Genomic DNA, 25,273 nt, shown 5'->3' with positions numbered 1-25,273 from the left:
AAATATTGCACTTAGGAAAATCGTTTCCTAGTCTAGGACCGCGGTGGGTGCCGGGAGGGCATCGCACGCCGCAGTTCTGGGGAGGACGACGAGATGAACGGTTCCAAGTGGAAATCGATCGGCATTGCATTGCTTCTGGCATCGACGCCGCTTTCCGGCGCGATTGCTGCGCAGGACGTGCTGGTGCTGGCGCGCGCGGAAGATCCGCCGACAGCCGATCCAGGCATTGAGATCAGCAACAGCGGCTACACGCTCACTTACGCCGCCTATGAAAGGCTCGTCGCCTACAAGGGCGCCTCGACGGAAGTCGGGCCGGAACTCGCCGAAAGCTGGACTGCCGACGATGCCGGCCTCGTCTGGACCTTCAAGATTGCGGCCGGCCACAAATTCGACGACGGCTCGCCGGTCGATGCCGCCGCCGTCAAATTCAGCTTCGACCGGCTGATGAAGCTGAAGGCCGGCCCGTCCGACGCGTTCCCGGTCTTGAAAGAGGTCGAGGTCGTCGACCCGCAGACCGTAAAGTTTCACCTGACCGCGCCGTTTGCGCCGTTCATTTCCACGCTTGCCGTCTCCGGCGCTGCGATCATCAATCCAAAGGTGATGGAGCATGAGAAGGACGGCGACATGGCGAAGGCCTGGCTCGCCGAGCATACGGCCGGCAGCGGTCCCTATCGCATCGCTTCCTGGGAGCGCAACCAGAGCATCGTGCTCGACAGCAACGAACATTATGCAGGCGCCAAGCCGGCGCTGAAACAGGTCGTGCTCCGCATCGTCGGCGACGTGTCGGCGCGTCGCCTTCAACTGACCAACGGCGATGCCGACATCATCGAACAGATCCCGCTCGATCAGGCCGAAGCGCTGCAGAAGGATGCCTCCGTCGTCGTCGAGAGCAATCCGAGCATGTATGTGAACTACATCTACATGAACAATCGCCAGCCGCCGCTCGACGACGCCAAGGTGCGTCAGGCGATCTCCTATGCGGTCGACTACCAGGGCATCATCGACGGCATCATGCTCGGTCAGGCCAAGCAGATGCGCGGCGCCGTGCCGAGCGGCATGTGGGGCCATGATCCGCAGGGTTTCCAGTACAGCTACGACATCGAGAAGGCCAAGGCGTTGCTTGCCGAATCCGGCAAGGGCGACATCCATTTGACCTATACCTTCTCTCAGGCCGATCCTGCCTGGGAACCGGTCGGTCTGGCGCTGCAAGCCTCTCTCGCAGAAATCGGCGTCAAGCTCGATCTGCAGGCGGTCGCCGACACGACGAAGCGCGAGTTGGTCGCCAACGGCAAGTTCGACATGGCGCCCGGCGCCTGGACGCCTGATTTCGCCGACCCCTACATGTTCATGAACTACTGGTTCGACGCCGGTAAGATGGGCGGTCCGGGCAACCGTTCCTTCTACAACAACAGCAAGGTGACGGGTCTCGTCCAAGAGGCAGCTTCGATCGTCGACGAAGCAAAGCGCAAGGCTCTCTACATCGAGGCGCAGAAGCTTTCGACTGACGACGCGCCGTACCTCTACATCATGGAGAAGAACGACATCTTCGCCCGCCGCGCCGCGGTGAAGGGCTATGTCTACAATCCGATGCTGATCCAGGTCTACAACTTCGGAACGATGTCGAAGACGGAGTGAGGAGGAACGGTCAAGCTTCGCTTGACCGACCGCATTCCACGGAACGCCTGCCGCCGGCCCCTGGCCGTGGCGGCAGGGGTTCTTCGTTTCCCAAGCTAGGCCGGGGTTCCCCTGCCGGAAGGGCTGACGTCCATGGCAATCACCCGCATCATTCTTCCGCGTCTGATCCTCTTGCTTTTCGTCGTGCTGGGGGTCGCGGTCATCACCTTCACGATCTCGCATCTCATTCCCGGTGATCCGGCGCGCATGATCGCGGGCGACAGGGCAAGCGCCGAGACGCTTGAAAATGTCAGGCGCAATCTCGGTCTCGACCGGCCGGTCGTCGAACAATTCACCATCTATATCGGCAATCTGCTTCAGGGCGATCTCGGCACGTCGCTCAGGACCAATCGCCCCGTCGCGGCCGATATCCGCACCTTCCTGCCGGCGACGCTGGAGCTCGGCGTGGTCGCGCTTTTCATCGCGATCTGTCTCGGCGTGCCGCTCGGTGTGCTCTCGGCCGTCTACAAGGATGGTCCAATTGATCAGGTGGCACGCACGGTCTCGGTCTGCGGCATCTCGATGCCAGTCTTCTGGTTCGGCCTGATCCTGATCTACGTCTTCTATGCGAAATTCCAGATCCTGCCCGGCAGCGGGCGCCTGGCCATGGGTATTGCGACACCCGAGCGCATCACAGGCTTCCTGCTGATCGACTCGCTGCTGCAGGGCCGTTTCGACGCATTCCGCAGCGCCCTTTACCACATCATCCTGCCGGGCTTCGTGCTCGCCTTTGCCAATATGGGCGTGATCACGCGCCAGATCCGCGCCTCGATGCTCGACGTGCTGCAGGAAGATTACATCCGGACAGCACGCGCCAGTGGCCTGCGCAAGGGCATGATCATCTTCAACTATGCGCTCAGAAACGCGCTCATCCCGTCGATCACGCTGCTCGGGCTGGCGCTCGGCGATCTGCTCTATGGCGCGGTGCTGACGGAGACGATCTTCGCCTGGCCGGGCATGGGCACCTATGTTGTGACCTCGATCCAGACCCTCGATTTCCCCGCCATCATGGGTTTCACCATCGTCGCATCCATCGGCTACGTGCTGATCAACCTCCTGGTCGATCTCGCCTACATGCTCGCCGACCCGCAGATCAGGGAGGTCTGATCATGTCCGCCGTCATGCCGACAGAGCCTGCCGCGTCGAATGCAGCAATGCGCAGGACCAAGTCCTTTTCCGAGCGGCTGCGCTATTTCTGGTACCTCAGCCGCCGCAGCCCGCTGACGCTGGTCGGCGTCGCGATCATCCTGCTTGTCCTCGTGATGATCGTCGCCGCACCCGTGATCGCGCCCTACAATCCGGACAAGGTGTCGCTGACGGCGCGCCTGTTGCCACCGAGTGCGGCGCACTGGTTCGGCACCGACGAGGTCGGCCGCGACCTGTTCTCGCGCGTGATCTTTGGGGCAAGGGCCTCCTGCGGCGCCGCCTTCATGATCGTCCTGATCTCGATGTCGGTCGGGGTGCTGATCGGCTGCTTCTCGGGCGTCGTCGGCGGTCGGGTCGATACCGCCATCATGCGGCTGATGGATGTCGTGCTCGCCCTGCCGGCGCTGGTGCTCGCCATGGCGCTGGCCGCGGCTCTTGGCCCAAGCCTGTTCAATTCGATGCTGGCGGTCGCGATCGTACGCATCCCCGCCTATGTGCGCCTCGCCCGCGGCCAGACGCTGTCGCTGCGCGAGCAGGTCTTCGTCAAGGCGTCGCGCACCTTTGGCGCCTCGCCGTTCTACATCCTGCGCTGGCATATCCTGCCAAACGCCATGTCGCCGATCATCGTCCAGGCGACCCTCGATCTCGGCGGCGTCGTGCTGATTGCAGCCGCCCTCAGCTTCATCGGCCTCGGCGCGCAGCCGCCGACCGCCGAATGGGGCGCGCTCGTCAGCAGCGGCCGCAGCTACATGCTCGACCAATGGTGGTACGCGACCTTCCCGGGCCTGGCGATCCTGATCACGGCCATGGGGTGCAATCTCGTCGGCGACGGCATACGCGACATGCTCGACCCGCGCTTGAGGGGCAGATGATGACGATGGGAACGGCAGAACCACGCGGCCAGGCGCTGGCCATCAACAATCTGTCCCTGGAGTTTCCAACCTTCAGCGGCGCCGTCAAGGCGCTTGACGATGTCACGATCAGCGTCGGCAAGGCCGAGATCGTCGGTATCGTCGGCGAGTCCGGCTGCGGCAAGTCGGTGACGACGATGGCGGCAACGGGGCTCCTGCCCAAGGGACGCTACCGCATCACCGGTGGCACCGTCAGGCTCTTTGGCCACAGCACGCTTTCCATGGACGACAATCAGTTGCAGGACCTGCGCGGCAAGGTGGTCTCGACCATCTTCCAGGAACCGATGAACGCGCTGAACCCGACGATCCGTATCGGCAGGCAGCTGACCGACGTCATCATGCGCCACGAGGAAATAGATCTCGCCGAGGCAAGGCGCGTGGCGCGGGACATTCTTGCCGACATGCTGATCGGCGAGCCGGAGCGGGTCATGAACCTCTATCCGTTCGAACTCTCCGGCGGCATGCGGCAGCGGGTGCTGATCGCCATGGCGTTTTCCTGCAACCCCGGCCTGATCATCGCCGACGAGCCGACGACTGCACTCGATGTTACCGTGCAGGCGGTGATCCTGCGGTTGATCCAGAACCGGGCGCGCCGGACAGGCACGTCAGTCATCTTCATCTCGCACAATGTCGCCGTCGTCTCGCAGCTCTGCGATCGGCTCTACGTGATGTATGCCGGGCGGATCGTCGAGCACGGCGCGACGCGGACGGTCCTTGAAACGCCGCAGCATCCCTATACCCAGGCGCTGTTGCGCTGCCTGCCGGAGCGGGTCGCGCCGAAGCAGGAACTCGAAGCGATCCCTGGCGCTGTGCCGAACCTTCTGCACCCACCGGCGGGTTGCTACTTCCAGCCGCGATGCAAGGAAGCAGTCGAACAATGTCGAACCCGGTCTCCGCAACTGGTGGGGGCCAGCGGCCAGCAGGTCGCCTGCTGGCGTCGCGGTGTGGCGACCGAACTCGTAGAGCAGGGAGGCCGGCAATGACCGAAGGCGTTGGTACGATAGCGCGGCCGGTGCTCGAGGTTTCCGACCTCCATGTCCGCTTCCCGGCCTCCCGCAACTGGTTGGGGCGGCCCACGTCTTATGTGCATGCGGTCAATGGCGTGACCCTTGAGGTCGGCGCCGGCAAGAGCCTCGGCATCGTCGGCGAGTCAGGCTGCGGCAAGAGCACGCTCGCCCAGGCGATCATCGGGCTTGCGCCTTTTGAACAGGGCAGGTTGGCGATCGACGGCGAGGATTTTCAGAAGGCTCAGGGCAAGCAAAAGCGCGCCTTGCGGCAGAAGATGCAGATCGTCTTTCAGGATCCGCAATCCTCGCTCGACCGGCGCCTGCCGGTCTGGCGGCTGATCAGCGAGCCGCTGCACATTCGCGGTGGGCACAGCAGGGCCGAACTGCATGAGAAGGCCGAGGAACTGGCCATCGCCGTCGGGCTCCGTCCGGAACACCTCGATCGCCTGCCGCACGAGTTTTCAGGCGGCCAGCGCCAGCGCATCGCCATTGCCCGCGCGATCAGCACGGACCCGGAGTTGCTGGTGCTGGACGAGCCGACATCGGCGCTCGACGTCTCGGTGCAGGCGCAGATCATCAATCTGCTCTTGAAGCTGCAGCGGGAGCGCGGGCTCACCTATCTCCTGATTTCGCACGACGTCGCGCTGGTGCGCCATTTCTGCGACGACGTCGCGGTGATGTATCTCGGCCAGATCGTCGAATCCGGCCCGGCCGACGAAGTGTTGCGCAATCCCCGCCATCCCTACACGCAGACGCTTCTGGCGGCTGCGCCGAGCTTCGAGAGCCCGCTGCCGGATATTGCCCAGGTGCGTGCGGGCGAGCTTCCCAACAACCGCCATCTGCCGGACGGCTGCTTCTACAAGCAGAGGTGCGACCGGATTGGCGGCGGCTGCGAGGCGGGCCAGGTGCTGCGGCGCCTGAGCGAGAGCGCCCGCCATGTCAGGTGTCACCTGGCGCAGACGTGAAAGCGCAGACGACGCGCCAGATCCGCGCCCGCCGGCCCAGCCGCCGGAACGGCGCGGTGCGGCCTGTGCCATTTGATGCGCAATTTCGATAGTTTGAGAAATATAATTTTCTTATAGGAAAAATAATTTGATTGATATTTCCGACTGTGCAAATTTGTAGCCGCCGCCATCGGGCGGCGCTTGCCAATCGGGACCGCCTTTTCGCGACCCCGCCGCTTGCCGGAGATGAGATTGACTGACCCAACGCTGCTCGACGCCTTTCGTCAGCCTGCGGTAATCGGATGGGCGCGCGGTGACCCTGCGGGTCGATGCCCGCGGACGCCAGACGGCGCCTGTCGCCGGCGAGGCGGCGAACAGAATTTGCTTTGATGACATGAAAGAGGCCTGACATGACCAAGGAAGTTGAATGGGCGCGCATGACCGCGCCGAGCCTGCGCGAAATTGCCGGCAAACCGGGGGCGCTTGCAATCCTGCCGATCGGCTCGCTGGAGCAGCACGGCCCGCACCTGCCCGTCATCACCGACACCGCGAGCGCATCGGCAGCCGCGATCCGCGCGGCCCGGCTGGTGGCCGACGACATTCCGGTCGCCGTCCTTCCGGGCTTGTGGACTGGCATGAGCGAACATCACCTGCCCTTCGGCGGCACGATCACGCTCGATTACGATACGCTGAGCCGCGTCCTCCGCTGCATCGTCCGCTCGCTGAAGACGCTCGGCTTCCAGCGCCTGTTCATTGTCAATGGTCACGGCGGCAACATGGATCCGCTGGCGGTCGCCGTGCGCGAACTGGCGGTCGAGTTCGCCATGCCGATCGTCGCGACGACGCCGTGGATGCTGGCGACGGAGGAGGCATCAAAGATCTTCGAAGTCGACACCGGCGCCCACCATGCCTGCGAAGGTGAGGCCTCTGTCATGCTGGCGATCGTGCCGGACGCGGTAAAGACCGAGATGTTCGGTCAGGCTTTCGGTAACCAGCAGCACCCTGTCGACGTGCCGGCGGACGTGTCGCGCTTCTATTCCTTCTCCGAGCGCGCGCCGGTTACCGGTACCTGGGGCGATCCGCGCAGCGCAACGGCTGCAAAGGGCGAGCGTTTCCTCGATCTTCAGGCGAGCGAACTGGTGAAGCTGATCCGCAACGACGTGCTCTGGACCACGCCGGATCCGGTCTGGACCCCCGGCCGCGGGCTCGGCACCACGGCCGGCAGGGCCGAATGATCCTTCCGGCGCCATCGGCCGGCACTCGCATTCCATTCCTTTAGGGAGGACAGACCAATGAACGTGAAATTCGCGCGGACGCGCAACACCCTTGTAACGCTCTTCGCTGCCACCATGCTTTCAGGCGCCGCGCTGACGCCGGCCATGGCAAAGACGCTCGTCTATTGCTCGGAAGGCGCGCCGGAAGGCTTCGACGCGGCACTGTACTCGGCTAACAGCACCTGGGACGCGTCGGCCGAGACGGTCTATGACCGCCTCACAGAATTCGAGCCCGGCACCACCAATGTCGTCCCGGGCCTTGCCGAAAGCTGGACCATTTCCGCCGACAATCTCGAATACACGTTGAAACTGCGCGCGGGCGTGAAGTTCCAGACGACGGACGATTTCACGCCGACGCGTGATTTCAATGCAGACGACGTGCTCTTCACCTTCAACCGCCAGATGGACAAGGACGATCCGTGGCATAGCTATTTCGCCGGCGCGAACTGGGAAATGTTCAACGCGATGGAGATGCCGGCGGCGATCAAGGAGATCGTCAAGGTCGATGACAGGACCGTCAAGTTCGTACTGAACCAGCCGGATGCGTCACTGCCGTCGAAGCTCGCGCTGAACTTCGGCTCGATCGTGTCGAAGGAATATGCCGACAAGCTGGCGGCAGACGGGCGGCGCGAGGACCTCGATCGCAAGCCGGTCGGCACCGGACCGTTCCGCTTTGTCGATTACCAGCAGGACGCGGCGATCCGTTTTGCCGCCAATGCCGACTATTGGGATGGCGCGCCGAAGATCGACAATCTCATCTTCGCGATCACCACCGACCCGACCACCCGCATGCAGAAGCTTCAGGCGGGCGAATGCCACATCGCTCCGTATCCGGCACCGGCCGATATCGCCAAGCTAAAGGCAAATCCGGACCTCAACGTCATGGAGCAACCGGGCCTCAACGTTTCCTATCTGGCGATGAACACCCTGGTGGCGCCATTCGACAAGCTGGAGGTGCGCCGCGCCATCAACATGGCGATCGACCGCAAGGCGATCGTCGAGTCCGTCTATCAGGGCATGGGCCAGATGGCCAAGAGCGTCCTGCCGCCGACGATGTGGGGCTATAACGGCGGGATCGAGGGCTATGGCTACGATCCCGAAGCGGCCAAGAAGGTTCTCGACGAGGCCGGCGTCAAGGATCTGAAGATGAAGATCTGGGCAATGCCCGTCAGCCGCCCCTATATGCCGAATGCCCGCCGCGCCGCGGAACTGATGCAGGCGGATCTTGCCAAGGTCGGCATCGGTGTCGAGATCGTCTCCTACGAATGGGGCGAATACCTCAAGAAGTCGCGGGACAAAGCGCGCGACGGCGCCATCATCCTCGGCGGCACGAGCGACAATGGCGACCCCGACAACCTGCTCAGCTACTTCTTCAGCTGCTCAGGCGTCGGTGGCAGCAACAATGCCAACTGGTGCTACAAGCCGCTGGATGAGATCTTCCAGAAGGCCCGCGCCAGCTCGGACCAGGGCGAGCGGACGAAGCTCTACGAAGAGGCCCAGGCGATCATCAGCGATCAGGCGCCCTGGGTTCCGATCGCACATTCCACCGTCGTGCTGCCGATGTCGAAAAAGGTGAAGAACTACGTGATGGAGCCTCTGGGCTCGCATCGCTTCGACAAGGTCGACATCGAGGAGTAACTCACCCGATCCGGGCTGGGCGCGAGCTCGATTTTCTCGCGTGACTTAGGCGGGCGTTCGTCCCGTCCCGCCCGAGGCGCTGGAGATTTCACTCTCCAGTGGTCCCCGGGGGCGGGTGAACGACCGCGACAATGCCCGGCTGGCGGCGGCCAACGGCAGGGCGTTGATCGGCCTGTTCCAGTGACTACATCTTGCAACTCCCCAGTGTGGAGCGCAGCGGATAAAGAGCCGTGCGCCCTGTACGGAACCGCGGAATACCCGAAGCGAGGAAGTCTGCGCCTGCCGAGGCGCCGCCGGTTGGTGAAGTGTTGCTGCTCGCCCGACCGGTGCTAGGGGGACAGTAGAACCGGGCGTGTCGAGATCAGAAGCGGAAGTTCAGGCCCGTCTTGATCGCGTGATTGACCAGATTGTTCGAGCCCTTCACGCCACCGATCGTGGAGTCCACGCCGTTGAAGCGGGTCTGGGTATATTCGACCTTGCCGGAGATGTTTTCGGTAAATCCCATCTCTGCGCCCGCACCATAGGTCCAGCCCGTGTGCCAGCGATCGCGTGAGGTTACGGTGCCCTTGCCCTCGAAGCGGGCGGTGGTGACGCCCACCGTGCCGTAAAGCAACACGTTGTCGAGTGCGTAGCCCGCCTTGGCCCTGGCCGTACCGCTCCAGGTCTGCTGCAAGGCGCCGCCTTTGCCAACCTGGTACTGTAAGCCGCCGGCGCGCGCCGCCTCGATCTCACCACCGACCACGAAATCGCCGAACTGTTGATTGTAGCCGACCTGGACGCCGCCGTTGATCTTGTTCTTGCTGCCCTTCTGGTTCGAGGAGCCGGTGCCGATGTGGCCGCCCGCATAGGCCCCCGTCCAACGATCCACATTGGCAAAGTCGACGCCCGAATTGTTGAAATCAGCGGCCTGTGCGGTCGAAGCGGCTGCGGCAACGTTGAGAGCAAGCGCGGCCGTCTTGAAGTTGAGTGTCATCGATCGTTTCCTTTATTGTCGCGGACCGGTCCGGCCCGTTCAATGCGATCGGTTTGCCTCATCTGCTTGCAGGTTCCACGCAGAGTTCATCCGGTTTTCATGGAGAGAGTACGCTTTGCGAGCCTCTGCTCCCGCAGTCTGTCGGCAAGGCGATTTCGAAGGTCATGCCGCCGAACTCGTTTCGCTTCGCGCTGGCCGAACCTCCATGGGCCTCGGCGATCGCGCGAACCACCGACAGGCCGAGACCGCTGCCGCCGCTCGCCCGGGATCGGGAGTCATCCGCGCGCCAGAACCGATCAAAAGCGTGCTCGATGTCGACGTCGGACATACCAGGGCCGGAATCCTGGCATTGGAAGATTGCCTCCGAACCTCTCATCTTCGCCACGATGGAGAGCCGGCTTCCGGACGCATAGCGGGTGGCATTGTGCATGATCGCAAGCAAGGCCTGTCGCACTTTGCCGCGATCAAGCATCATCGGCGCCCGACTGAGGTTGAGCGATACCGGCATCCCGGCCTTCTCGAACTCGCCGAGCATCGCGGCTACGGCGGTCTCGACCTCTTCGCCCATGTCGCCTGGCTCCAACCGGAGCTCCAGCCGCCCTACATTCGAGAGCGCCAGGATGCGGAGGTCCTCGACGATGCCGGTCAGGTGATCGATCTGACCGATCAAGCCATCGTAAAGCTCAGTGGTTGGCTTGAAGACGCCGTCGCGCATTCCCTGCAGGCGGCCCCGCAGCACCGTCAGCGGCGTTCGCAGCTCATGGGCAATGGCGTTGTTCTGGTACTGCAACTCCTTCTCTGCGTTCTCCAGCAGTTCAGCCATCCGGTTGAAATGGTCGATCACATCGTCGACCTCCCCCAGTCGTCTTGATCGAACGGGCACGCGGGTGGAGAAATTTCCCATCGCGATCGCCTTTGCGGCATCGCGGATGAGCACCAGTGCGTTCACGATCCGGTGGCTGAGGCGACCGCCAATGATGGCAGCGATGATGAGGCTGACGGTGAGCACTGCGGCCATAACCAGGAGCTCGACCAGGGTGACCGGCTCGAGGACCGCGTCGGGGTGCGTCAGATAGAGGACGTACATGTAAATGAACGATCCCGACGTCAGCACCCCAATGGTGGCCGTCACCGCCAGAAACATGTGTTTCGTCAGAAGCCAGCTGAAGCCTCCGATCGCCCATTCCCGTTTCCTGGGACGGCTGCCCGGGGTTGGGCCGAAGGTAAGGTCTGTCGTTTGGGGATCGCTCATGGTGGTTCTCGGAGTTTCTCTGCAATCAGCGGTGCAACCGGCAGGCACAGGATTCGTTGAGGCCGTGTGTGGGTTGCGTGGAGAGAGCGCCGAAATCGGAGGAGCAATCGTTCGAGGGACTTAGCTTGTCCGGCGCAATCACGGCCGGCGGCATCGGTTTGCGGTGCTTTGCAAAGAATCTGTTGGGCAAACGCACAGGTTGCAGATTGTCCTGCATGGAGCACGCGCAGGTAGGTTTGTTGGGGCGTCTAGCCGGTAACCTGCAGGGCCGGGACCCCATCTACAGACAGGAGGCATCACCCATTGCAGACCCTTGCAAAGATTCTTGCATTGCCATTATTGACGGCACGGAAAATTGCAGGAACGATGGATCCTGCAAATGAACTTGCGGGGACGTCATGACGATACTCGATCGCATTAAGACGCATTCCAGGCGGCTTACCGATGCGGATCAGAAGCTGATCACCACCATGCTGGAAAACCGGGCGGAGGCCGCGTTCCTGTCGGGCCCGCAGCTTTCCCAGCGCGCCTCCGTTCATGAGGCCACCGCCACCCGGCTGGCGCAGAAGCTCGGCTACAAGGGCTTTCCGGACCTTCGCGCGCAGCTGCAGCGCGAGGTGCTGGACGATCAGGACGCGGCCAACCGCATGCGCCGCTCGGTCTCGAAGGTCGAGCATGGCGACTACCTGACCGATCTGATTGCGGCCGAGATCAGCGCGCTCGAAACGCTCGCCCGGTCCGTCGAGCAGACGGATATCGACAGGGCCGCGGACATGATTTTTTCCGCACGTCGCGTCTTCATCTTCGGGCAGGGGCATGCGCAATCCGTGGCCGGCTTCCTGCAGCGTCGCCTCGATCGCTTCGGCATGACCACGATCCAGCTGACGGGGCGCGGCCGGGACATCGCCGAGCGCTTGGTCAGCATGGAGGCAGGCGACCTCATCGTGGCGCTTGCCTTTCGCAAACAGCCGCAAAGCTACGCCCCGCTGATGCGGCATGCGACACGGGTCGGTGCGCCCTCGATCCTCGTTTCCGATCTGGTCGGGCCGCTGATGGAGCCCGCTGCCGATCTGATGCTTGCAGCGCCGAGGGGACGCTCGGGCAGCGAATTTCAGACGCCGACGATCCCGTTTGCGATCGTCAACGCCATCGTGCTGACGATCGCCGGCCGCCACCAGGGGCAGGTGATCGGCAGGCTGGAGAAGCTGTCGGAGTTGTTCAACGACTTCGACTAGAGCGCCTGCGTTCACAAGAACGCACAAGGGACGTTCTAATACTTTGATTCTAGAGCATCTTTCCGCCCGCAAGTGATCCCACTTGAAGGCAGAATGCTCTAGCGGGGAACTATAAAGGGAGGAGAACGAAATGCTGAAAAAACTGACCAGTGCCGCACTTGCCGCATGCTTTGCACTGCCATCCTTGACGATGGCGTCCGATCTCGACGGGCTGACGCCGCAGCAACTGCTGCCGCTCGCACAGAAGGAGGGAAGCGTTACAGTCTTCTCGTTGTCGAGCCGCATAGCCAAGATCGAGAAGGCCTTCGAAGAGACCTATCCGGGCATCGACCTCATCGGCCTCGACATGAGTTCGACCAAGCAGATCGCGCGTGTCGAAGCGGAACAACAGGCCGGCGTGCATGCTGTCGACGTGCTCTATATTGCCGACACACCTGTCGTGTTCACCAAGCTTCTGGAGGGGAAGCGGATCGTGAACTATGTGCCGCCGCGGGTCGCGAACGAACTGGAGGATCGCTACAAGGCGCCGCTCCTGACCCAGCGCCTCTCGACGAAGGTGCTGATGTACAACGAGAAGGCGTTTCCTGATGGTTCGCCCGTCAGTAATCTCTGGCAGCTCACCCAGCCGGAATGGCAGGGAAGGGTGCTGATGGTCGATCCGAGCCAGCGTGGCGAACTTCTCGATCTCCTGACCGAGATCGCGCTGCATCCGAACGAAATGGCCGCCGCCTACAAGGCGCATTTCGGCAAGGATATCGAAGTTGAAGGTGATCTTCAGGGCGCCGGTGAGCAGTTCATCAAGGACCTCTTCGCCAACGACCTGATCCTGGTTCCCAACAGCGACGTGCTCAACAAGTCGGTGGGAGACGTCAACGCCAAGAGCCCGCCCGTCGGTTTCGGCACCTATTCCGACCGTCGTGACAACGAGAAGGAGGGCTGGGCGCTGCAGATCGCCAACAATGTCGAGCCGGCCAACGGCATCCTGTTTCCGGCGGTACTGACGGTCGCAGACAAGGCGCCGCATCCGGCGGCCGCTCGGTTGCTGATCGACTTCATGTTCGGCGACGATACGCCGACCGGCGGGGCGGGCTTCGAGCCCTTCAACGTCCCCGGCGACTACGCGACCCGCAAGACCATCGCCCACCATCCGGACTCGGTGAAGCTCGATGACTTAAAGGCCTGGACGATCGACCCGGCAAAGACGGCCGCCGCGCGCGGGCGCATTGCCGACCTGATCATCACGCTCCAGTAACGGAAACCGTCTGTCGGCACGCTTTTCCAAAACGCGTGCCGACAGACGCCGAGGCTCTGACATGACATCCCTATCGATATCCGCACCATCGGGCAGCCGGCTGCTCCGATCGGGCTTCCTCTTGCCGGCAATTCTCGTCGCCATCGTCGCGATCCTGGTCGTCGCTCCGCTCTTGCGCATCCTCTTCACGACGCTGACGCCTGAGGGCATGGCGGCCTGGAAGGCCGTGCTCGCCAGCCCGCTCTCGGCCAACCTCTGGTGGCGGCCGCTCCTCAATACCATGATCCTCGGTTTCAGCGTCGGCGCCGGCTGCCTGCTCATCGGCGGCTTCCTTGCCTGGCTTGTGGTGCTGACGGACGTGCCGGGCCGTCGCTTCCTCGGCCTGATGGCGTCGCTGCCCTACATGATCCCGAGCTTTGCCGCAGCCCTTGCCTGGGGCACGCTGTTTCGCAATTCGCGTCTCGGCGGTTCGGCCGGCTTCTTCGAAACCAGCGGCCTTGCCATTCCCGACTGGCTCGCCTGGGGGCTCATCCCGACGGCGATCGTGCTGATCGCGCACTATTATTCGCTCGCCTATACGATCATCGCCGCGGCCTTGAGTTCGGTCGGCGCCGATCTCGTCGAGGCAGGCCAGATGGCCGGCGCCAAGCGCCCGCGCATCTTCTTCGGCATCATCCTGCCGGTGGTCACGCCGGCGCTGATTGCCGCGGCATCGCTGACCTTCGCCGGTGCCGTCGCCAATTTCGCGGCACCCGCTTTGCTCGGCCTGCCGGTGCGGATGCAGACGCTTTCTACCCGTCTCTTCGGCATGATCGAGACCGGGCAGAACGAACGCGGCTTCGTGCTTGCGCTGCTGCTCATTGCAGTGTCGGCACTGTTCCTGTGGCTCTCCGATCGTATCGTCTCCGGTCGCAAGGCCTTCATCACGGTGACCGGCAAAGGCGGGCGGACCAAACGCTTCCCGCTTGGCGCCTGGCGCTGGCCACTCTTTGCCATCGCCGTCATCATCGGGTTTCTGACCACGGTGCTGCCGGTCCTCGTGCTGGCCGCGTCGAGCCTGGCACCGCAGAGCGGCGCGCTGTTTTCCAACTGGACGCTGCACTTCTGGATCGGCGAAGGTGGCGGCGAGATGGCGCAGGGGCAGGCGGGTATCTTCCGCAATCCGGTGCTGATCGACGCGATCTGGAACACGATCCGTCTCGGGCTGGTCGTCGCCTTCACCACGATGCTGCTCGGTCTTGGGCTGGCCTATACCATCGTCCAGCGCCGCGGCAGCCTGCTCGCGACGCTGCTGAGCCAGCTCGCCTTCCTGCCGCTTCTGGTGCCGAGCATCGCCTTTGCCGCGGCCTATATCGCGCTCTTCGGCGCGCCGATCGGGCCGCTGCCTTCGCTCTACGGCACCTTCGCCCTGCTGGTCATCGCGGCATCGGCGCACAATCTGCCCTTTGCCGTGCAGTCGGGGCGGTCGGTGCTCGGCCAGATCTCCGCCGACATCGAGGAAAGCGCCCGGCTGACGGGTGCGGGACTGATCCGTCGCCTGTTCGCGATCATCTTTCCCCTCGCGATCCGGGGCCTCTTTGCCGGCGCGATCCTCGTCTTCGTCAAGATGGTGCGGGATCTCTCGCTGGTCGTGCTGCTGTTCACCGCCACCTCGCCGGTCTTGAGCATGGTCGCCTATCGCTATGCTGCGGAAGGCTTCCTGCAGTTCGCCAATGCCATCACCCTCGTCATCCTCGTCGTCTGCCTGGCTGCCTCCTTCGTGGCCCACAGCCTGCAGAACCGTGTCCAGAAATGGAAAGCACCATGAATGCTTTAGCAACCGGCACTGCGGACGCCATCAAGATCCGCAGCCTCGTCAAACGCTTTGGCGCCTTTACCGCCGTCAAGGACGTCAACATCTCGGTACCGGCGGGGTCCTTTCTCGTGCTCGTCGGCCCCTCGGGTTGCGGCAAGTCGACCCTTCTGCGCATGCTGGCCGGGCTTGAAAGCCCGAGCGAAGGCGAAATCGCCTTCGTCGGGCAGACCGTATCGAGCGGCGCGGGCGGCGTCATTGCCGACGCCGGCAAGCGCAACGCCGGGCTCGTGTTCCAGAGCTATGCGCTCTGGCCGCACATGACGGTCGCCGGCAACATCGCCTGGCCGCTGAAAGTCGCCAGATGGCCGCGCGACAAGCGCGAGCAGCGTGTGCGGGAAGTGCTTTCGCTTCTCGGCATCGACACGCTTGCCGAACGGTATCCGGCCGAGATCTCCGGCGGCCAGCAGCAGCGCGTGGCGATCGCCCGCACGATCGCGCCACAGCCGAGCATTCTTTTGTTCGACGAGCCGCTGTCGAACCTCGATGCCAAGCTGCGCATCGAGATGCGCAGCGAGCTGATGCGCATCCACCGGGCGACGGGGGCGACATCGGTCTACGTCACGCACGACCAGGTCGAGGCGATGACCATGGCGACCCATGTCGCCGTGCTCAACAACGGCCGCGTCGAACAGTTTGGCAAGCCGATCGATCTCCTGCGCAATCCGCAGACCACCTTCGTTGCGACCTTCCTCGGCACGCCGCCGGCAAACCTGATACCGGTGCACCGCGCCGGCGACGGCCTCGTCTTCGGCGATATGGTGCTCGCGCCGGCTTCCGTGGCGGCCGGCCGCGACGATGCGCAACTGCTCTACCGTGCCGAAGACGTCAGCGTCGGCGCGGTCGCCGGAGCACCGTCGCTTATGGCCCGCTTTGCCGAAGCAGCACCGATCGCGGGCCGAACCATGGTGACCGCCATGGTCGGCGGCCTGCGCGTTACGGCCATGGCCGACAGCTACTTCACCGCCACACCGGGGGAGCCGATCCCCCTTTCCTTCATTCGCACCCCCGATGCGGTTTTCGCCGCCACCGGAGAAAGGATCCAACAATGAGGCTCATCCTCATGCGCCACGGCGAAACCCAGTGGAACGCCGAACAACGCCTCCAGGGACAGGACAACTCGCTCCTGTCCGAGCGCGGGGTCGCGCAGGTGAGGCGGTTCCGCCCCTACGCCAAGGCGTTGAAGCCGGTTCGCATTATCGCCTCCGATCTCGGCCGCACCCGGCAGACGGTCGCCCTCATCGGTCACCCGGACGCGCCGACCGACGAGCGCTTCCGCGAATTGGACATGGGCGAATGGACGGGACGGCGCAAGCCGGATCTGATCGCCGAGCGGCCGGAAGAATATGCCGCATGGCGCGCCGGTACGTTCACGCCGGCCAACGGCGAAACCTGGGGCGCCTTTCGCGGCCGCGTGGCCGAAGGCGTGCATGACTGGATGTCGCGCACCGAAGGGGACCTGCTCGTGGTTGCCCATGGTGGCGTGGTGCGCGCCGCCTGCCACGAATTCCTCGATCTTCCCCCGTCGCGCGTCGTCCCCGTCACGCCGGGGACGGCGACCATCCTGCATTTCCCGCGGCGCGGCAGCATGACCGCGCAGCTGGAGGGCTACAACATCGGATCTGTCGCACCCGACGACTTCGTCGCCGACTGATACTTGCGGCGAGGGGCATGAGATGAACTCCGGCACATTCGTTATCCTGGAACTTCTGGGTGGCGTGGCGCTGCTTCTGTGGGGCGTTCGCATGGTGCGCACTGGCGTCATGCGCGGCTGGGGCGACCGGCTGCAGCGCTTTGTCGAAGAACGCCTGTCGAACCGGCTTACCGCCTTCGGTGGCGGGGTCCTTGCGACCGCCGTGCTCGGCAGCGCCACGGCCATGGCGCTGATCGTTGCCGGGCTTGCAGGCGCCGGTGCGATTTCGGCCCAGACCGGGCTCGCCGTCCTGCTCGGGGCGGATATCGGCTCCGCGCTCGTCTCCGGCCTCTTTGCCTCCGGCTCGTCGCTTGCCGGCGTGCTCGCTCCGCTGTTTCTCCTGACCGGATACATCGCATTCAGCGTATCCGGCGAAATCCGACCGCGTAACGCCGGCCGCATCCTGATGGGCCTCGGGCTGATGCTGATGGCCTTGAAGGTGATCGTGTCGGCGACCGCGCCACTGCGCGAAGCCACGCTTTTCCACGATGTCCTGCAGGCGGTCGCGACGGAGCCCGTGCTTGGCTTCCTCGTCGGTGCAATGCTTGCATGGCTGTTCCACTCGACGCTTGCCGTCATCCTGCTCGTCGCCTCGCTCCTGATGAACGGCAGCCTCGAAGTCGCCGGCGCCGTCCCGCTTATCCTCGGAATCAATTTCGGCGGCGGACTTCCGGCGGTCAGCGCCACGCTCGACCAGCCGCCATCTGCCCGCAAGCTGCCGGTCGCCAATCTCTTCTGCCGCGGGCTTCTGGCCGTGTCGCTGCTGCCCTTCGCGCGGCAGATCGTCGATATTGCCGGCCGTCTACCCACCGATCCGTTGCATGTCGCGGTCGGTCTTCACGTCACCTTCAACCTGGTCGTTGCGGCCGTGTTCTTGCCGCTGTCGTCGTTCGTCGTGAACCTTGTGGAACGGCTTGTCCCGCCAGCGCCGGTCGTTGGCGATCCCTTGACGTCTCCGCGCTATCTCGACAGCATGTCGCTGGAGACGCCGGCAATCGCGCTCAGCAATGCAACGACCGAAACGATCCGCATGAGCGAATTGCTGGAGCGCATGTTCCGGATGGCGCTGACGTCGTTACAGGCCGGCAGGCTCGAAAATCTGAAGGAACTGCTGCCCGTGGATGCACGGCTCGGCAATTACATGGCGTCGGTGCACGCCTATCTCGGCCAATTGACACAGGACGGGTTGCCGGCCGGAGAGACGAGCAGAGCCCATGAGATCATGTTGTTTGCGAGCAATCTCGAACATGCGGGCGACGTCATCAAGCTAAGCCTTGCCGATCGCATCAGGGCGAAAATCAAGCAGAACATCCAGTTCACCGTCAGCCAGCGTGCGGCGATCGAGGCGCTCTCGGAGGTGATCGTGGCCTCGTTGCGATTGTTGCCTGCGGCCCTCTCCTCCCGCGACGTCGCGGCCGCATCGCGGCTCGCGGCCCAAAAGGACCGCTTCCGTGAACTCGAAGATGAAATCGTGCGCCGGCATCTCGGCGGCGAGCATGTGGAGACGGCGGCCGGTGCGAGAGACAATGCCCTCTTCATCGACCTCGTGCGCGACCTCCACCGGATCAATTCCGATATCGCAGCCGCCGGTTATCCGCTGGTGCAGGCCGCAGGCCTGTTGAGCAGCAGCCGAATTCTCAACGTCGGAGCGGTTGCCGGTGCGAGATGATCGCAAAGGCGGTGTCGATCGGCCAGGCGCTGCTAGAGCTTGGCTGAGACCGCTGTCGCCGCCTCTCGGATAGTCTGCATCAGCAGAGAAAGGGCGAGCGGCGGCACCGCGTCGGCGCGCATGGTCAGGCCAACAGGACCTTTCGTTTCGCTTGTGTCGATCGGCAGGATTGCGATCGTGCCATCGTCGACATCGGCGGCGACGACGCCGGCGGAGATGATCCAGATCGCATCGCTCGCCCGCACGAAGGCCCGGCCGAAGGCGTCGGACACGGTCTCGATCTGGTTCGGCAGACTGGCAATGCCATTTGTGATCAGGAAGCGCTCGACGAAGGGGCGGATGATCGAGGCGCGTGTCGGCATCAGGACCGGGAAGTCGGCGAGCCGCGCAAAGGTGGAATGGGCGCCGGCAAGCAGCGGATGTCCGGCCCTGACGGCAAAGACCACCTGTTCCGAATAGAGATGCTCGAAGGAAAAGCCGGTCATCTTTTCCGGTGCCGCAAGCCGCCCGACGACCAGATCGAGATCGCCGACGCGCAGCTGTTCGAGGAGGACTGCGTTCTCGCCGGTGACGATCTTGATGCGGGCGCCGGTCTCCTCCTTGAGAAACAGCGTCATGGCGTGCGGCATGATGCGTGTCGAGACTGTCGGTAGCGCGCCGATCCTGACAGGAACGCCGTCGCCGGACCGTTCCTGCGAGACGGAATCGAGCCCCTGCCGAAGCGCCGTCAGCGCCGCACCGGCGTGGCGCAGGAACACCTCGCCGTAGCGTGTTATCTTGATGCCGCGCCCGTCGCGCTCGAAGACCGCGACGCCAAGCGCCTCTTCGAGTTCGCGGATCGTCTTGGTCACGGCCGGCTGGCTGACATGCAGCAGCTCGGCCGCCTTCATCACGCTCTTCTGCCGGGAGACCTCGACAAATGTCTGTAGATGGCGAAACTTGACCCGGGCGTCGATCATGGAATTCATAACCCTCAAGTTAATGAAATGCCATGAAATATCATTTTACCTAACCAGATTAAATATCCAATTTGGTGGCGGAGGAGAGAGCCCGTGCAGTTTGCCCGTATCAACGACATTACGATCCACTATCAGGTGATCGGCGCCACCGGCGACCGGCCGGTGCTGGTTTTCGCCAATTCGCTCGGCACGGATTTTCGCATCTGGCGCGATGTCATCGTCCGTCTTGCCGGCGATTTTGCCATCGTCCTCTACGACAAACGCGGCCATGGCCTCTCGGATATCGGGCCCACACCCTATGCGATCGAGGACCATGCGAACGACCTTGCCGGCCTGCTCGACATGCTCTCGGTCAAGCAGGCGATCATCTGCGGCCTCTCGGTCGGCGGCCTGATTGCGCAGTCGCTCTACCAGCGACGGCCCGATCTGGTGCGGGCGCTCGTCCTTTGCGACACGGCGCACAAGATCGGCACGGCCGAGACCTGGGCTGCACGCATCGCGGCGGTCGAGGAACACGGCATCGAGGCGATTGCCGATAGCGTGCTCGAGCGCTGGTTCACGCCGGCGTTTCGCCGCCCGGAAAACATCGCCTATGCCGGCTATCGCAACATGCTCGTCCGTCAGCCTGTAACCGGATACGTCGCCACCTGTGCCGCCATCCGCGACGCCGACTATACCGAGGCGGCAGCCCGCATCGCCGTGCCGACGCTTTGCGTCGTCGGCGATCAGGACGGCTCGACGCCGCCGGATGTGGTGCTTGCGACCGCCCGCCTCATTCCCGGCGCGCACTACGAAGTCATCCGCGATGCCGGTCACATTCCCTGCGTCGAAAACCCGGAAGCCTTGACCGCGGTGCTTCGCGCCTTCTTCGAAATTGCAATGCATGGAGACAGGACCCATGAGTGACGCTTCTGCGCCCTCCGACCGCTATCGCCAGGGCATGGCCACGCGCCGTGCGGTGCTCGGCGACAATCACGTGGATCGGACGCAGTCGGTTTCTACCGAATTCGACCGCCCCTTCCAGGAGCTGATCACCGAAGCGGCGTGGGGCCATGTCTGGTCGCGGCCGACCTGGACGAAGCGTGAGCGCTCGATCGTGACGATCGCGTTGCTCGCAGCCCTCGGCCAGGATGACGAGGTTGCCATGCATGTGCGGGCGACCGCCAATACCGGTGCGACCCGCGAGGATATCTGCGAGGCGCTGCTGCACGTGGCGATCTATGCCGGCGTGCCGGCGGCCAACCACGCGATCAAGATCGCCAAGCAGGTCTTTGCCGAGATCGATGCCGGAACGGCGGCCTGACGGGAGGAAGCGATGTCCGACAGAACCAATGGAAAGCCGGAGACGGGCGCCTTTTTCGCGCGCGACCGTGGATGGCATGCGCCGGCGCTGACGCCGGGCTACAAGACCTCGGTGCTGCGCTCGCCTCAAAAGGCGCTGCTTTCACTCGACGGCACGATTTCGGAAATTACCGGCCCGGTCTTCGGGCATTCGGTCGTCGGCGAACGCGACAACGACCTCATCCACAATTTCGCCAAGCCCGGTGAGAGCGCCATTGGCGAACGCATCATCGTGCATGGCCGCGTGCTCGACGAGCGCGGTCGCGCCGTGCCTGGGGCGCTGCTCGAATTCTGGCAGGCCAATGCCGGCGGCCGCTACCGCCACAAGAAGGAAAGCTATCTCGCGCCGCTCGATCCGAACTTCGGCGGCTGCGGCCGCACGATAACCGACGCGGAAGGGGGCTACGCTTTCCGGACGATCAAGCCCGGCCCCTATCCCTGGCCGAACGGCGTCAATGACTGGCGCCCGGCGCATATCCATTTCTCGGTCTTCGGCCATGGTTTCGCGCAGCGGCTGATCACCCAGATGTATTTCGAGGGCGACCCGATGATCTGGAAGTGTCCGATCGTCAACACCATCCCGGACCGCCAGGCGGTAGAACAATTGATCGCCCCGCTCGACTGGGCAAACACCATTCCCTTCGACGCACGGGCCTACAAGTTCGATATCGTGCTGCGGGGACGCCGCTCGACACTGTTCGAGAACCGGCTGGAGGGCAACTGATGGTTCAGCAACTCGGCTACCTCAAGGAGACGCCCTCGCAAACGGCCGGGCCCTACGTGCATATCGGCCTCACCCCGAACTTCTGCGGCATCACCGGCGTCTACGAGGCTGACCTCGGATCGCGGATGGTGAACGCTGAGACGCGTGGCGAGCGCATTACTATCACCGGACGGGTGATCGACGGCGCCGGCGCGCCGTTGAAAGACGCACTCCTCGAGATCTGGCAGGCGGATGCCGCCGGGTTCTACAATTCGCCGACCGAGATACGCGGTGCTGCGGACGCAAACTTCACCGGCTGGGGGCGCTGCGCAACGGGCGCCGAAGACGGGGTCTTTTCCTTCGAGACCATCAAGCCGGGGCAGGTTCCCTACAGCCACGACCGGAGAATGGCGCCGCACATCACCTTCTGGATCGTCGCGCGGGGCATCAACATAGGGCTTCACACCCGCATGTATTTTCCGGACGAGGCGGCAGCCAACGCTGCCGATCCGCTGCTTGCGCGCATCGAACATCGCCATCGCGTCGCGACGCTTGTCGCGACCGGAACGGCGCCTAATTATGTCTTCGACATTCACCTGCAGGGTGAGAAGGAAACGGTCTTCCTCGACATCTGAACAGGAATGTCACGCCTGGACATGGAGTGCCGCATGGGCGGCATTCAGGGCAGCAGGTGGCATTTCGTTCGGCGAGCCGCATCCGCGACCAGAAACGGGGAAATCATGACCTATTCCGCCTTCGACCACCCTTATCTTTCCGGGTTGCTGGGGGATGAGGCGGTTGCCGCCGAGTTCTCGGCTTCCGCCGATATCCATGCGATGCTCGCCTTCGAGGCGGCGCTTGCGCGGGCCGAGGCCGTGCACGGCATCATCCCGGCCAAGGCTGCCGACCGGATCACCGAGGCGTGCCGCGCCTTTTCGCCCGACGTCAGCGCGCTGAGGCGGGCCGTGGCGGCCGACGGGGTGGTGGTTCCGGAACTCGTGCGACAGTTGCGATTGATCGTCGGCGGCGAGGCGGCAGACTATGTGCATTACGGCGCCACCAGCCAGGATGTCATCGACACCAGCCTGATGCTCAGGATGAAGGCGGTGGCCGAGCTTTTCGCCGTCCGGCTCGGCAACATCGTCACGGTGCTCGAGGAGTGCGACAACGAATGGGGCGAGCGCGGACTGATGGGGCGCACCCGTATGCAGGCGGCGATCCCGATCACCGTGTCGGACCGGCTGCGCAGCTGGATCGAGCCGCTGCTCGATCACAAGGACCGGCTGGAAGCGATGGATCGCGATCTCTTCGCCGTCCAGTTCGGCGGCGCCGCCGGGACGCTGGAGAAGCTCGGTGACCGGGCGGACGACGTGCGCGCGACGCTTGCCGAAGAACTCGATCTCGCCGACTTTCCGCAATGGCACAGCCAGCGCTCGGAGGTGGCGGACTTCGCCAATGCCCTGTCGCTGGTCACGGGCAGCCTCGGCAAGTTCGGCCAGGACATCGCCTTGATGGCGCAGCAGGGCGACGAGATCGAGCTTGCGGGTGGCGGCGGATCCTCGGCAATGCCGCACAAGCAGAACCCGGTGGCAGCCGAAGTTCTGGTGGCGCTCGCGCGGTTCAACGCGACCCAGCTTTCCGGCATGCACCATGCGCTGATCCACGAACAGGAGCGTTCCGGCGCCGCCTGGACGCTGGAATGGCTGATCATGCCGCAGATGGCTGGTGCGACGGCGGCAGCGCTTCGTCTGGCTGGCGAACTCGTGGGCAACATACGCCGGCTTGGCCGCGCCTGAGCGGGCTGGTGACGCGATCCCTCAGCGGGCCGCGCGCAACATCGAGCGGTAGCGCACCTGGCTGTTCTTGAGGTGCTGGCGCATGGCGCTGCGCGCCTGCTCCTCGTCTCCATCCTGGATGGCGATGAGGATCGCCTCGTGCTCGGCGATCAATCGCGACAGCTCCGCAGACGCCAGCACGGTTTCCTCGCCGCTCTCCGAAACCGCTCGGCGGGGAATGAGCGCCGTGCCGAGCATCTGCAGGAACTCGCTGAAGCGCGGGTTGTTGGTCGCCTGGGCGATCGCCAGATGGAAGTTGAAGTCGGCCTCCGCCGTCGGCCGCCCCTGCGCGGCGCTCTCGCAGAAACTGTCGAACGCTTCGGCGATCTTTTCTTCCTGGGCCGGCGAACGGCGAAGGGCGGCAAGCGCTGCGGCATCGCCCTCGACGGCGGTCCTCAGTTCCAGCATTTCGATCAGCGAAGAGACGCGCGCAAGATCGATGCCGTGGAACGGCAGCGGGGTCGAAGGCGCAGGCTCCAGCACGAAGACACCGATACCGTGCCGCGCCTCGACAAGCCCGCCGGAGCGCAGCGCCGCGATCGCTTCGCGCACGACCGTGCGGCTCACGCCGAATTCCTGCGTCAGCTGCGCTTCCGAAGGCAGGCGGTCGCCAGGCTTGTAATGCCCGGCGCCGATCTGGCCGCTGAGGGCGTCCGTTACCTTGGCCACCAGCGTCTTGCCTTGAGAGGCGGGGGGTTCGGAGGCGGTGACGTTGCTCATGGGAATGGCCGTTTCTGCGACTTGGGTGCTTTGTGTCTGGATACGCCATTGCCGATCAAGGGCGCAATCCATGGCTGGCTGCAATGCGCGGGAACCAAGGGTGATGTCTCAATAAATCGGATCATCGACGAAGGCGCCGCCCTGATAGCGCACGAGAGAGTCGCCCGGCTGCGGCGTGGGGGTGTTTTCAGCGACTTTCTGACGGAAAACTTCGGCATTGTCCTTCGGGCGCCAGCCGAGCCAGGAAACATGCGAATTGTCCCACCAGCCGGCGTCGTTGGCCGAGGCGCCCCAGATGACCGGGCAACCGAGAACCGGCACACGGAAGACGGCCTCCGTCAAGGATACGAAGTCGTCATGGGAAAACCAGGTGGAGAGCATGCGATAGTTGACGGGCTCGGGCAGGCAGGAGCCGATGCGGACCAGGGCGGTCTCCTGGCCGAACTTCTCGAAATACATGCGCGCCAGCGCTTCGCCGAAGCACTTCGACACGCCGTAGAGCCCGTCGGGCCGGTAGGGCGCGTTCGGGCCGAGCCGTTCGCCTTGCGGATAGTAGCCGATCGTGTGGTTGGTGCTGGCAAAGAGGATGCGTGGCTTGTTGTTGGCGCGCGCCGCCTCATAGAGATTGTAGAGGCCGAGAATATTGCCGTCGAGGATTTCCGAGAACGGACGTTCGACCGAAATGCCGCCCAGATGCACGATCGCATCGCATCCGACGACAAGCTCGTTGACGGCGCCCCGGTCGGCCAGGTCGCACTGAACGCATTCCTCGTTTTCACCCGGCGGATCGAGCGGCGCGCGATCTGCTAGACGGATCGTCCTTGCCAATGGCGCCAGCCTTTCGCGCATGACGCGGCCCAATTGCCCCGCCGCGCCGGTGATCAGAAGTCGTTCCATCGCCTGTCCCCCCAAGCCGGTGCAGGCGCTCACCGCGATCGATGCGCCCACATATCATATGATATCCGCTAACATATAATACATCTCTATTGCAATGCTTTCGCGATGAGGCGATTTTGTTAAGGAGCGATCTCTTGGCGGCGTTTGGCGCCGAATTTCGGCCTTATGGCGTCACGTCGCTTTCGAAGTACAAAGGCGACCCGCAGATCTTATATGATGACTTGTATTACGACGTATTGACATGTGTGTGATGACTTGCTTAGTAGGCGCGTCGAGTTTTAGGGAGGACCCGCACGAA

The 25,273-nt window shown here is 63.7% G+C and carries 23 protein-coding genes; 18 read left to right on the top strand and 5 right to left on the bottom strand.

Annotated elements, in window-relative coordinates:
• Positions 1-93 precede the first annotated feature (93 nt).
• The 7 genes from ASE71_RS10340 to ASE71_RS10310 all read left to right on the top strand — a co-directional run bounded on the left by ASE71_RS10340 (position 94) and on the right by ASE71_RS10310 (position 8,594).
• Positions 94-1,635 (top strand): ABC transporter substrate-binding protein, encoded by a 1,542-nt coding sequence (locus ASE71_RS10340; protein ID WP_034801826.1) that lies wholly within the window; start codon positions 94-96, stop codon positions 1,633-1,635.
• Positions 1,636-1,767: 132 nt separating this feature from the next.
• Complete coding sequence (locus ASE71_RS10335) at positions 1,768-2,781, top strand: ABC transporter permease (RefSeq protein WP_034801824.1); 1,014 nt, start codon at positions 1,768-1,770, stop codon at positions 2,779-2,781.
• A 2-nt stretch (positions 2,782-2,783) separates the two neighbouring features.
• Positions 2,784-3,692: a D,D-dipeptide ABC transporter permease gene (gene ddpC / locus ASE71_RS10330; RefSeq protein WP_060520890.1), complete on the top strand. Its 909-nt coding sequence runs from the start codon at positions 2,784-2,786 to the stop codon at positions 3,690-3,692.
• Positions 3,692-4,714: an ABC transporter ATP-binding protein gene (locus ASE71_RS10325; RefSeq protein WP_244497362.1), complete on the top strand. Its 1,023-nt coding sequence runs from the start codon at positions 3,692-3,694 to the stop codon at positions 4,712-4,714. Before ddpC ends, ASE71_RS10325 begins: the two co-directional genes overlap by 1 nt.
• Positions 4,711-5,703, top strand: a complete 993-nt coding sequence (locus ASE71_RS10320; protein ID WP_034801820.1) for an oligopeptide/dipeptide ABC transporter ATP-binding protein — start codon at positions 4,711-4,713, stop codon at positions 5,701-5,703. Before ASE71_RS10325 ends, ASE71_RS10320 begins: the two co-directional genes overlap by 4 nt.
• A 389-nt stretch (positions 5,704-6,092) precedes the next feature.
• Positions 6,093-6,917, top strand: coding sequence for a creatininase family protein (locus ASE71_RS10315; RefSeq protein ID WP_034801818.1), 825 nt, complete (start codon positions 6,093-6,095; stop codon positions 6,915-6,917).
• A 57-nt stretch (positions 6,918-6,974) separates the two neighbouring features.
• Positions 6,975-8,594, top strand: coding sequence for an ABC transporter substrate-binding protein (locus tag ASE71_RS10310; RefSeq protein ID WP_082566483.1), 1,620 nt, complete (start codon positions 6,975-6,977; stop codon positions 8,592-8,594).
• 361 nt (positions 8,595-8,955) lie between these two features.
• Here the strand turns inward: ASE71_RS10310 and ASE71_RS10305 are convergent, their stop codons facing one another.
• Entirely contained in the window at positions 8,956-9,567 is a 612-nt protein-coding gene (locus ASE71_RS10305; protein ID WP_060520891.1) for an outer membrane protein, read from the bottom strand.
• Between the two features lie 97 nt (positions 9,568-9,664).
• Positions 9,665-10,711, bottom strand: coding sequence for an ATP-binding protein (locus tag ASE71_RS10300; RefSeq protein ID WP_060520892.1), 1,047 nt, complete (start codon positions 10,709-10,711; stop codon positions 9,665-9,667).
• Between the two features lie 506 nt (positions 10,712-11,217).
• On the opposite strand from ASE71_RS10300, the gene ASE71_RS10295 reads away from it, so the two are divergent.
• The 6 genes from ASE71_RS10295 to ASE71_RS10270 all read left to right on the top strand — a co-directional run bounded on the left by ASE71_RS10295 (position 11,218) and on the right by ASE71_RS10270 (position 18,520).
• Complete coding sequence (locus tag ASE71_RS10295; RefSeq protein ID WP_063891251.1) at positions 11,218-12,054, top strand: MurR/RpiR family transcriptional regulator; 837 nt, start codon at positions 11,218-11,220, stop codon at positions 12,052-12,054.
• Between the two features lie 130 nt (positions 12,055-12,184).
• Positions 12,185-13,306: an ABC transporter substrate-binding protein gene (locus ASE71_RS10290; RefSeq protein ID WP_060520893.1), complete on the top strand. Its 1,122-nt coding sequence runs from the start codon at positions 12,185-12,187 to the stop codon at positions 13,304-13,306.
• A 61-nt stretch (positions 13,307-13,367) separates the two neighbouring features.
• Positions 13,368-15,113, top strand: coding sequence for an ABC transporter permease (locus tag ASE71_RS10285; RefSeq protein ID WP_051659593.1), 1,746 nt, complete (start codon positions 13,368-13,370; stop codon positions 15,111-15,113).
• The gene (locus ASE71_RS10280; protein ID WP_060520903.1) at positions 15,110-16,210 is read left to right on the top strand and encodes an ABC transporter ATP-binding protein; all 1,101 of its coding nucleotides are present in this window, start codon (positions 15,110-15,112) and stop codon (positions 16,208-16,210) included. The genes ASE71_RS10285 and ASE71_RS10280 overlap by 4 nt, the downstream gene beginning before the upstream one ends.
• A complete protein-coding gene (locus tag ASE71_RS10275; RefSeq protein WP_034801808.1) occupies positions 16,207-16,812 on the top strand; it encodes a histidine phosphatase family protein in 606 nt (201 codons plus the stop codon). The genes ASE71_RS10280 and ASE71_RS10275 overlap by 4 nt, the downstream gene beginning before the upstream one ends.
• A 22-nt stretch (positions 16,813-16,834) precedes the next feature.
• A complete protein-coding gene (locus ASE71_RS10270; RefSeq protein WP_060520894.1) occupies positions 16,835-18,520 on the top strand; it encodes a Na/Pi cotransporter family protein in 1,686 nt (561 codons plus the stop codon).
• 32 nt (positions 18,521-18,552) lie between these two features.
• Here ASE71_RS10270 and pcaQ read toward each other — a convergent pair whose 3' ends face one another.
• Entirely contained in the window at positions 18,553-19,479 is a 927-nt protein-coding gene (gene pcaQ, locus ASE71_RS10265; protein WP_060520904.1) for a pca operon transcription factor PcaQ, read from the bottom strand.
• Positions 19,480-19,572: 93 nt separating this feature from the next.
• Between pcaQ and pcaD the strand changes: the two genes are divergently transcribed.
• The 5 genes from pcaD to ASE71_RS10240 all read left to right on the top strand — a co-directional run bounded on the left by pcaD (position 19,573) and on the right by ASE71_RS10240 (position 23,319).
• A complete protein-coding gene (pcaD, locus tag ASE71_RS10260; protein ID WP_060520895.1) occupies positions 19,573-20,385 on the top strand; it encodes a 3-oxoadipate enol-lactonase in 813 nt (270 codons plus the stop codon).
• On the top strand, positions 20,378-20,782 hold the full coding sequence (gene pcaC / locus ASE71_RS10255; protein ID WP_034801802.1) for a 4-carboxymuconolactone decarboxylase: 405 nt from the start codon (positions 20,378-20,380) through the stop codon (positions 20,780-20,782). The genes pcaD and pcaC overlap by 8 nt, the downstream gene beginning before the upstream one ends.
• Before the next feature lie 12 nt (positions 20,783-20,794).
• Complete coding sequence (gene pcaH, locus ASE71_RS10250) at positions 20,795-21,544, top strand: protocatechuate 3,4-dioxygenase subunit beta (RefSeq protein WP_060520896.1); 750 nt, start codon at positions 20,795-20,797, stop codon at positions 21,542-21,544.
• Positions 21,544-22,158, top strand: a complete 615-nt coding sequence (gene pcaG / locus ASE71_RS10245) for a protocatechuate 3,4-dioxygenase subunit alpha (RefSeq protein ID WP_060520897.1) — start codon at positions 21,544-21,546, stop codon at positions 22,156-22,158. The genes pcaH and pcaG overlap by 1 nt, the downstream gene beginning before the upstream one ends.
• A 105-nt stretch (positions 22,159-22,263) precedes the next feature.
• A complete protein-coding gene (locus tag ASE71_RS10240; protein WP_060520905.1) occupies positions 22,264-23,319 on the top strand; it encodes a 3-carboxy-cis,cis-muconate cycloisomerase in 1,056 nt (351 codons plus the stop codon).
• Positions 23,320-23,340: 21 nt separating this feature from the next.
• On the opposite strand, the gene ASE71_RS10235 is transcribed toward ASE71_RS10240, so the two are convergent.
• Complete coding sequence (locus ASE71_RS10235; RefSeq protein ID WP_060520898.1) at positions 23,341-24,078, bottom strand: FadR/GntR family transcriptional regulator; 738 nt, start codon at positions 24,076-24,078, stop codon at positions 23,341-23,343.
• Between the two features lie 108 nt (positions 24,079-24,186).
• On the bottom strand, positions 24,187-24,975 hold the full coding sequence (locus tag ASE71_RS10230) for an NAD-dependent epimerase/dehydratase family protein (protein WP_060520899.1): 789 nt from the start codon (positions 24,973-24,975) through the stop codon (positions 24,187-24,189).
• Positions 24,976-25,273 lie beyond the last annotated feature (298 nt).

This window comes from Ensifer sp. Root954, from assembly GCF_001429005.1.
GTDB classification, from domain to species: domain Bacteria; phylum Pseudomonadota; class Alphaproteobacteria; order Rhizobiales; family Rhizobiaceae; genus Ensifer; species Ensifer adhaerens.
This window is presented reverse-complemented; position numbering and strand designations above follow the sequence as displayed.

Excerpts from the sequence above, each read along its gene's own strand:
- ASE71_RS10305 (WP_060520891.1), bottom strand. The coding sequence starts at position 9,567 with ATGACACTCAACTTCAAGACGGCCGCGCTTGCTCTCAACGTTGCCGCA.
- ASE71_RS10270 (WP_060520894.1), top strand. The coding sequence starts at position 16,835 with ATGAACTCCGGCACATTCGTTATCCTGGAACTTCTGGGTGGCGTGGCG.
- ASE71_RS10235 (WP_060520898.1), bottom strand. The coding sequence starts at position 24,078 with ATGAGCAACGTCACCGCCTCCGAACCCCCCGCCTCTCAAGGCAAGACG.
- ASE71_RS10315 (WP_034801818.1), top strand. The coding sequence starts at position 6,093 with ATGACCAAGGAAGTTGAATGGGCGCGCATGACCGCGCCGAGCCTGCGC.
- ASE71_RS10335 (WP_034801824.1), top strand. The coding sequence starts at position 1,768 with ATGGCAATCACCCGCATCATTCTTCCGCGTCTGATCCTCTTGCTTTTC.
- ASE71_RS10325 (WP_244497362.1), top strand. The coding sequence starts at position 3,692 with ATGACGATGGGAACGGCAGAACCACGCGGCCAGGCGCTGGCCATCAAC.
- ASE71_RS10230 (WP_060520899.1), bottom strand. The coding sequence starts at position 24,975 with ATGGAACGACTTCTGATCACCGGCGCGGCGGGGCAATTGGGCCGCGTC.
- ASE71_RS10280 (WP_060520903.1), top strand. The coding sequence starts at position 15,110 with ATGAATGCTTTAGCAACCGGCACTGCGGACGCCATCAAGATCCGCAGC.
- ASE71_RS10340 (WP_034801826.1), top strand. The coding sequence starts at position 94 with ATGAACGGTTCCAAGTGGAAATCGATCGGCATTGCATTGCTTCTGGCA.
- pcaQ (WP_060520904.1), bottom strand. The coding sequence starts at position 19,479 with ATGATCGACGCCCGGGTCAAGTTTCGCCATCTACAGACATTTGTCGAG.
- pcaG (WP_060520897.1), top strand. The coding sequence starts at position 21,544 with ATGGTTCAGCAACTCGGCTACCTCAAGGAGACGCCCTCGCAAACGGCC.
- ASE71_RS10320 (WP_034801820.1), top strand. The coding sequence starts at position 4,711 with ATGACCGAAGGCGTTGGTACGATAGCGCGGCCGGTGCTCGAGGTTTCC.
- ASE71_RS10240 (WP_060520905.1), top strand. The coding sequence starts at position 22,264 with ATGACCTATTCCGCCTTCGACCACCCTTATCTTTCCGGGTTGCTGGGG.
- ddpC (WP_060520890.1), top strand. The coding sequence starts at position 2,784 with ATGTCCGCCGTCATGCCGACAGAGCCTGCCGCGTCGAATGCAGCAATG.
- ASE71_RS10295 (WP_063891251.1), top strand. The coding sequence starts at position 11,218 with ATGACGATACTCGATCGCATTAAGACGCATTCCAGGCGGCTTACCGAT.
- ASE71_RS10300 (WP_060520892.1), bottom strand. The coding sequence starts at position 10,711 with ATGTTTCTGGCGGTGACGGCCACCATTGGGGTGCTGACGTCGGGATCG.
- ASE71_RS10310 (WP_082566483.1), top strand. The coding sequence starts at position 6,975 with ATGAACGTGAAATTCGCGCGGACGCGCAACACCCTTGTAACGCTCTTC.
- pcaC (WP_034801802.1), top strand. The coding sequence starts at position 20,378 with ATGAGTGACGCTTCTGCGCCCTCCGACCGCTATCGCCAGGGCATGGCC.
- ASE71_RS10290 (WP_060520893.1), top strand. The coding sequence starts at position 12,185 with ATGCTGAAAAAACTGACCAGTGCCGCACTTGCCGCATGCTTTGCACTG.
- pcaH (WP_060520896.1), top strand. The coding sequence starts at position 20,795 with ATGTCCGACAGAACCAATGGAAAGCCGGAGACGGGCGCCTTTTTCGCG.
- ASE71_RS10285 (WP_051659593.1), top strand. The coding sequence starts at position 13,368 with ATGACATCCCTATCGATATCCGCACCATCGGGCAGCCGGCTGCTCCGA.
- ASE71_RS10275 (WP_034801808.1), top strand. The coding sequence starts at position 16,207 with ATGAGGCTCATCCTCATGCGCCACGGCGAAACCCAGTGGAACGCCGAA.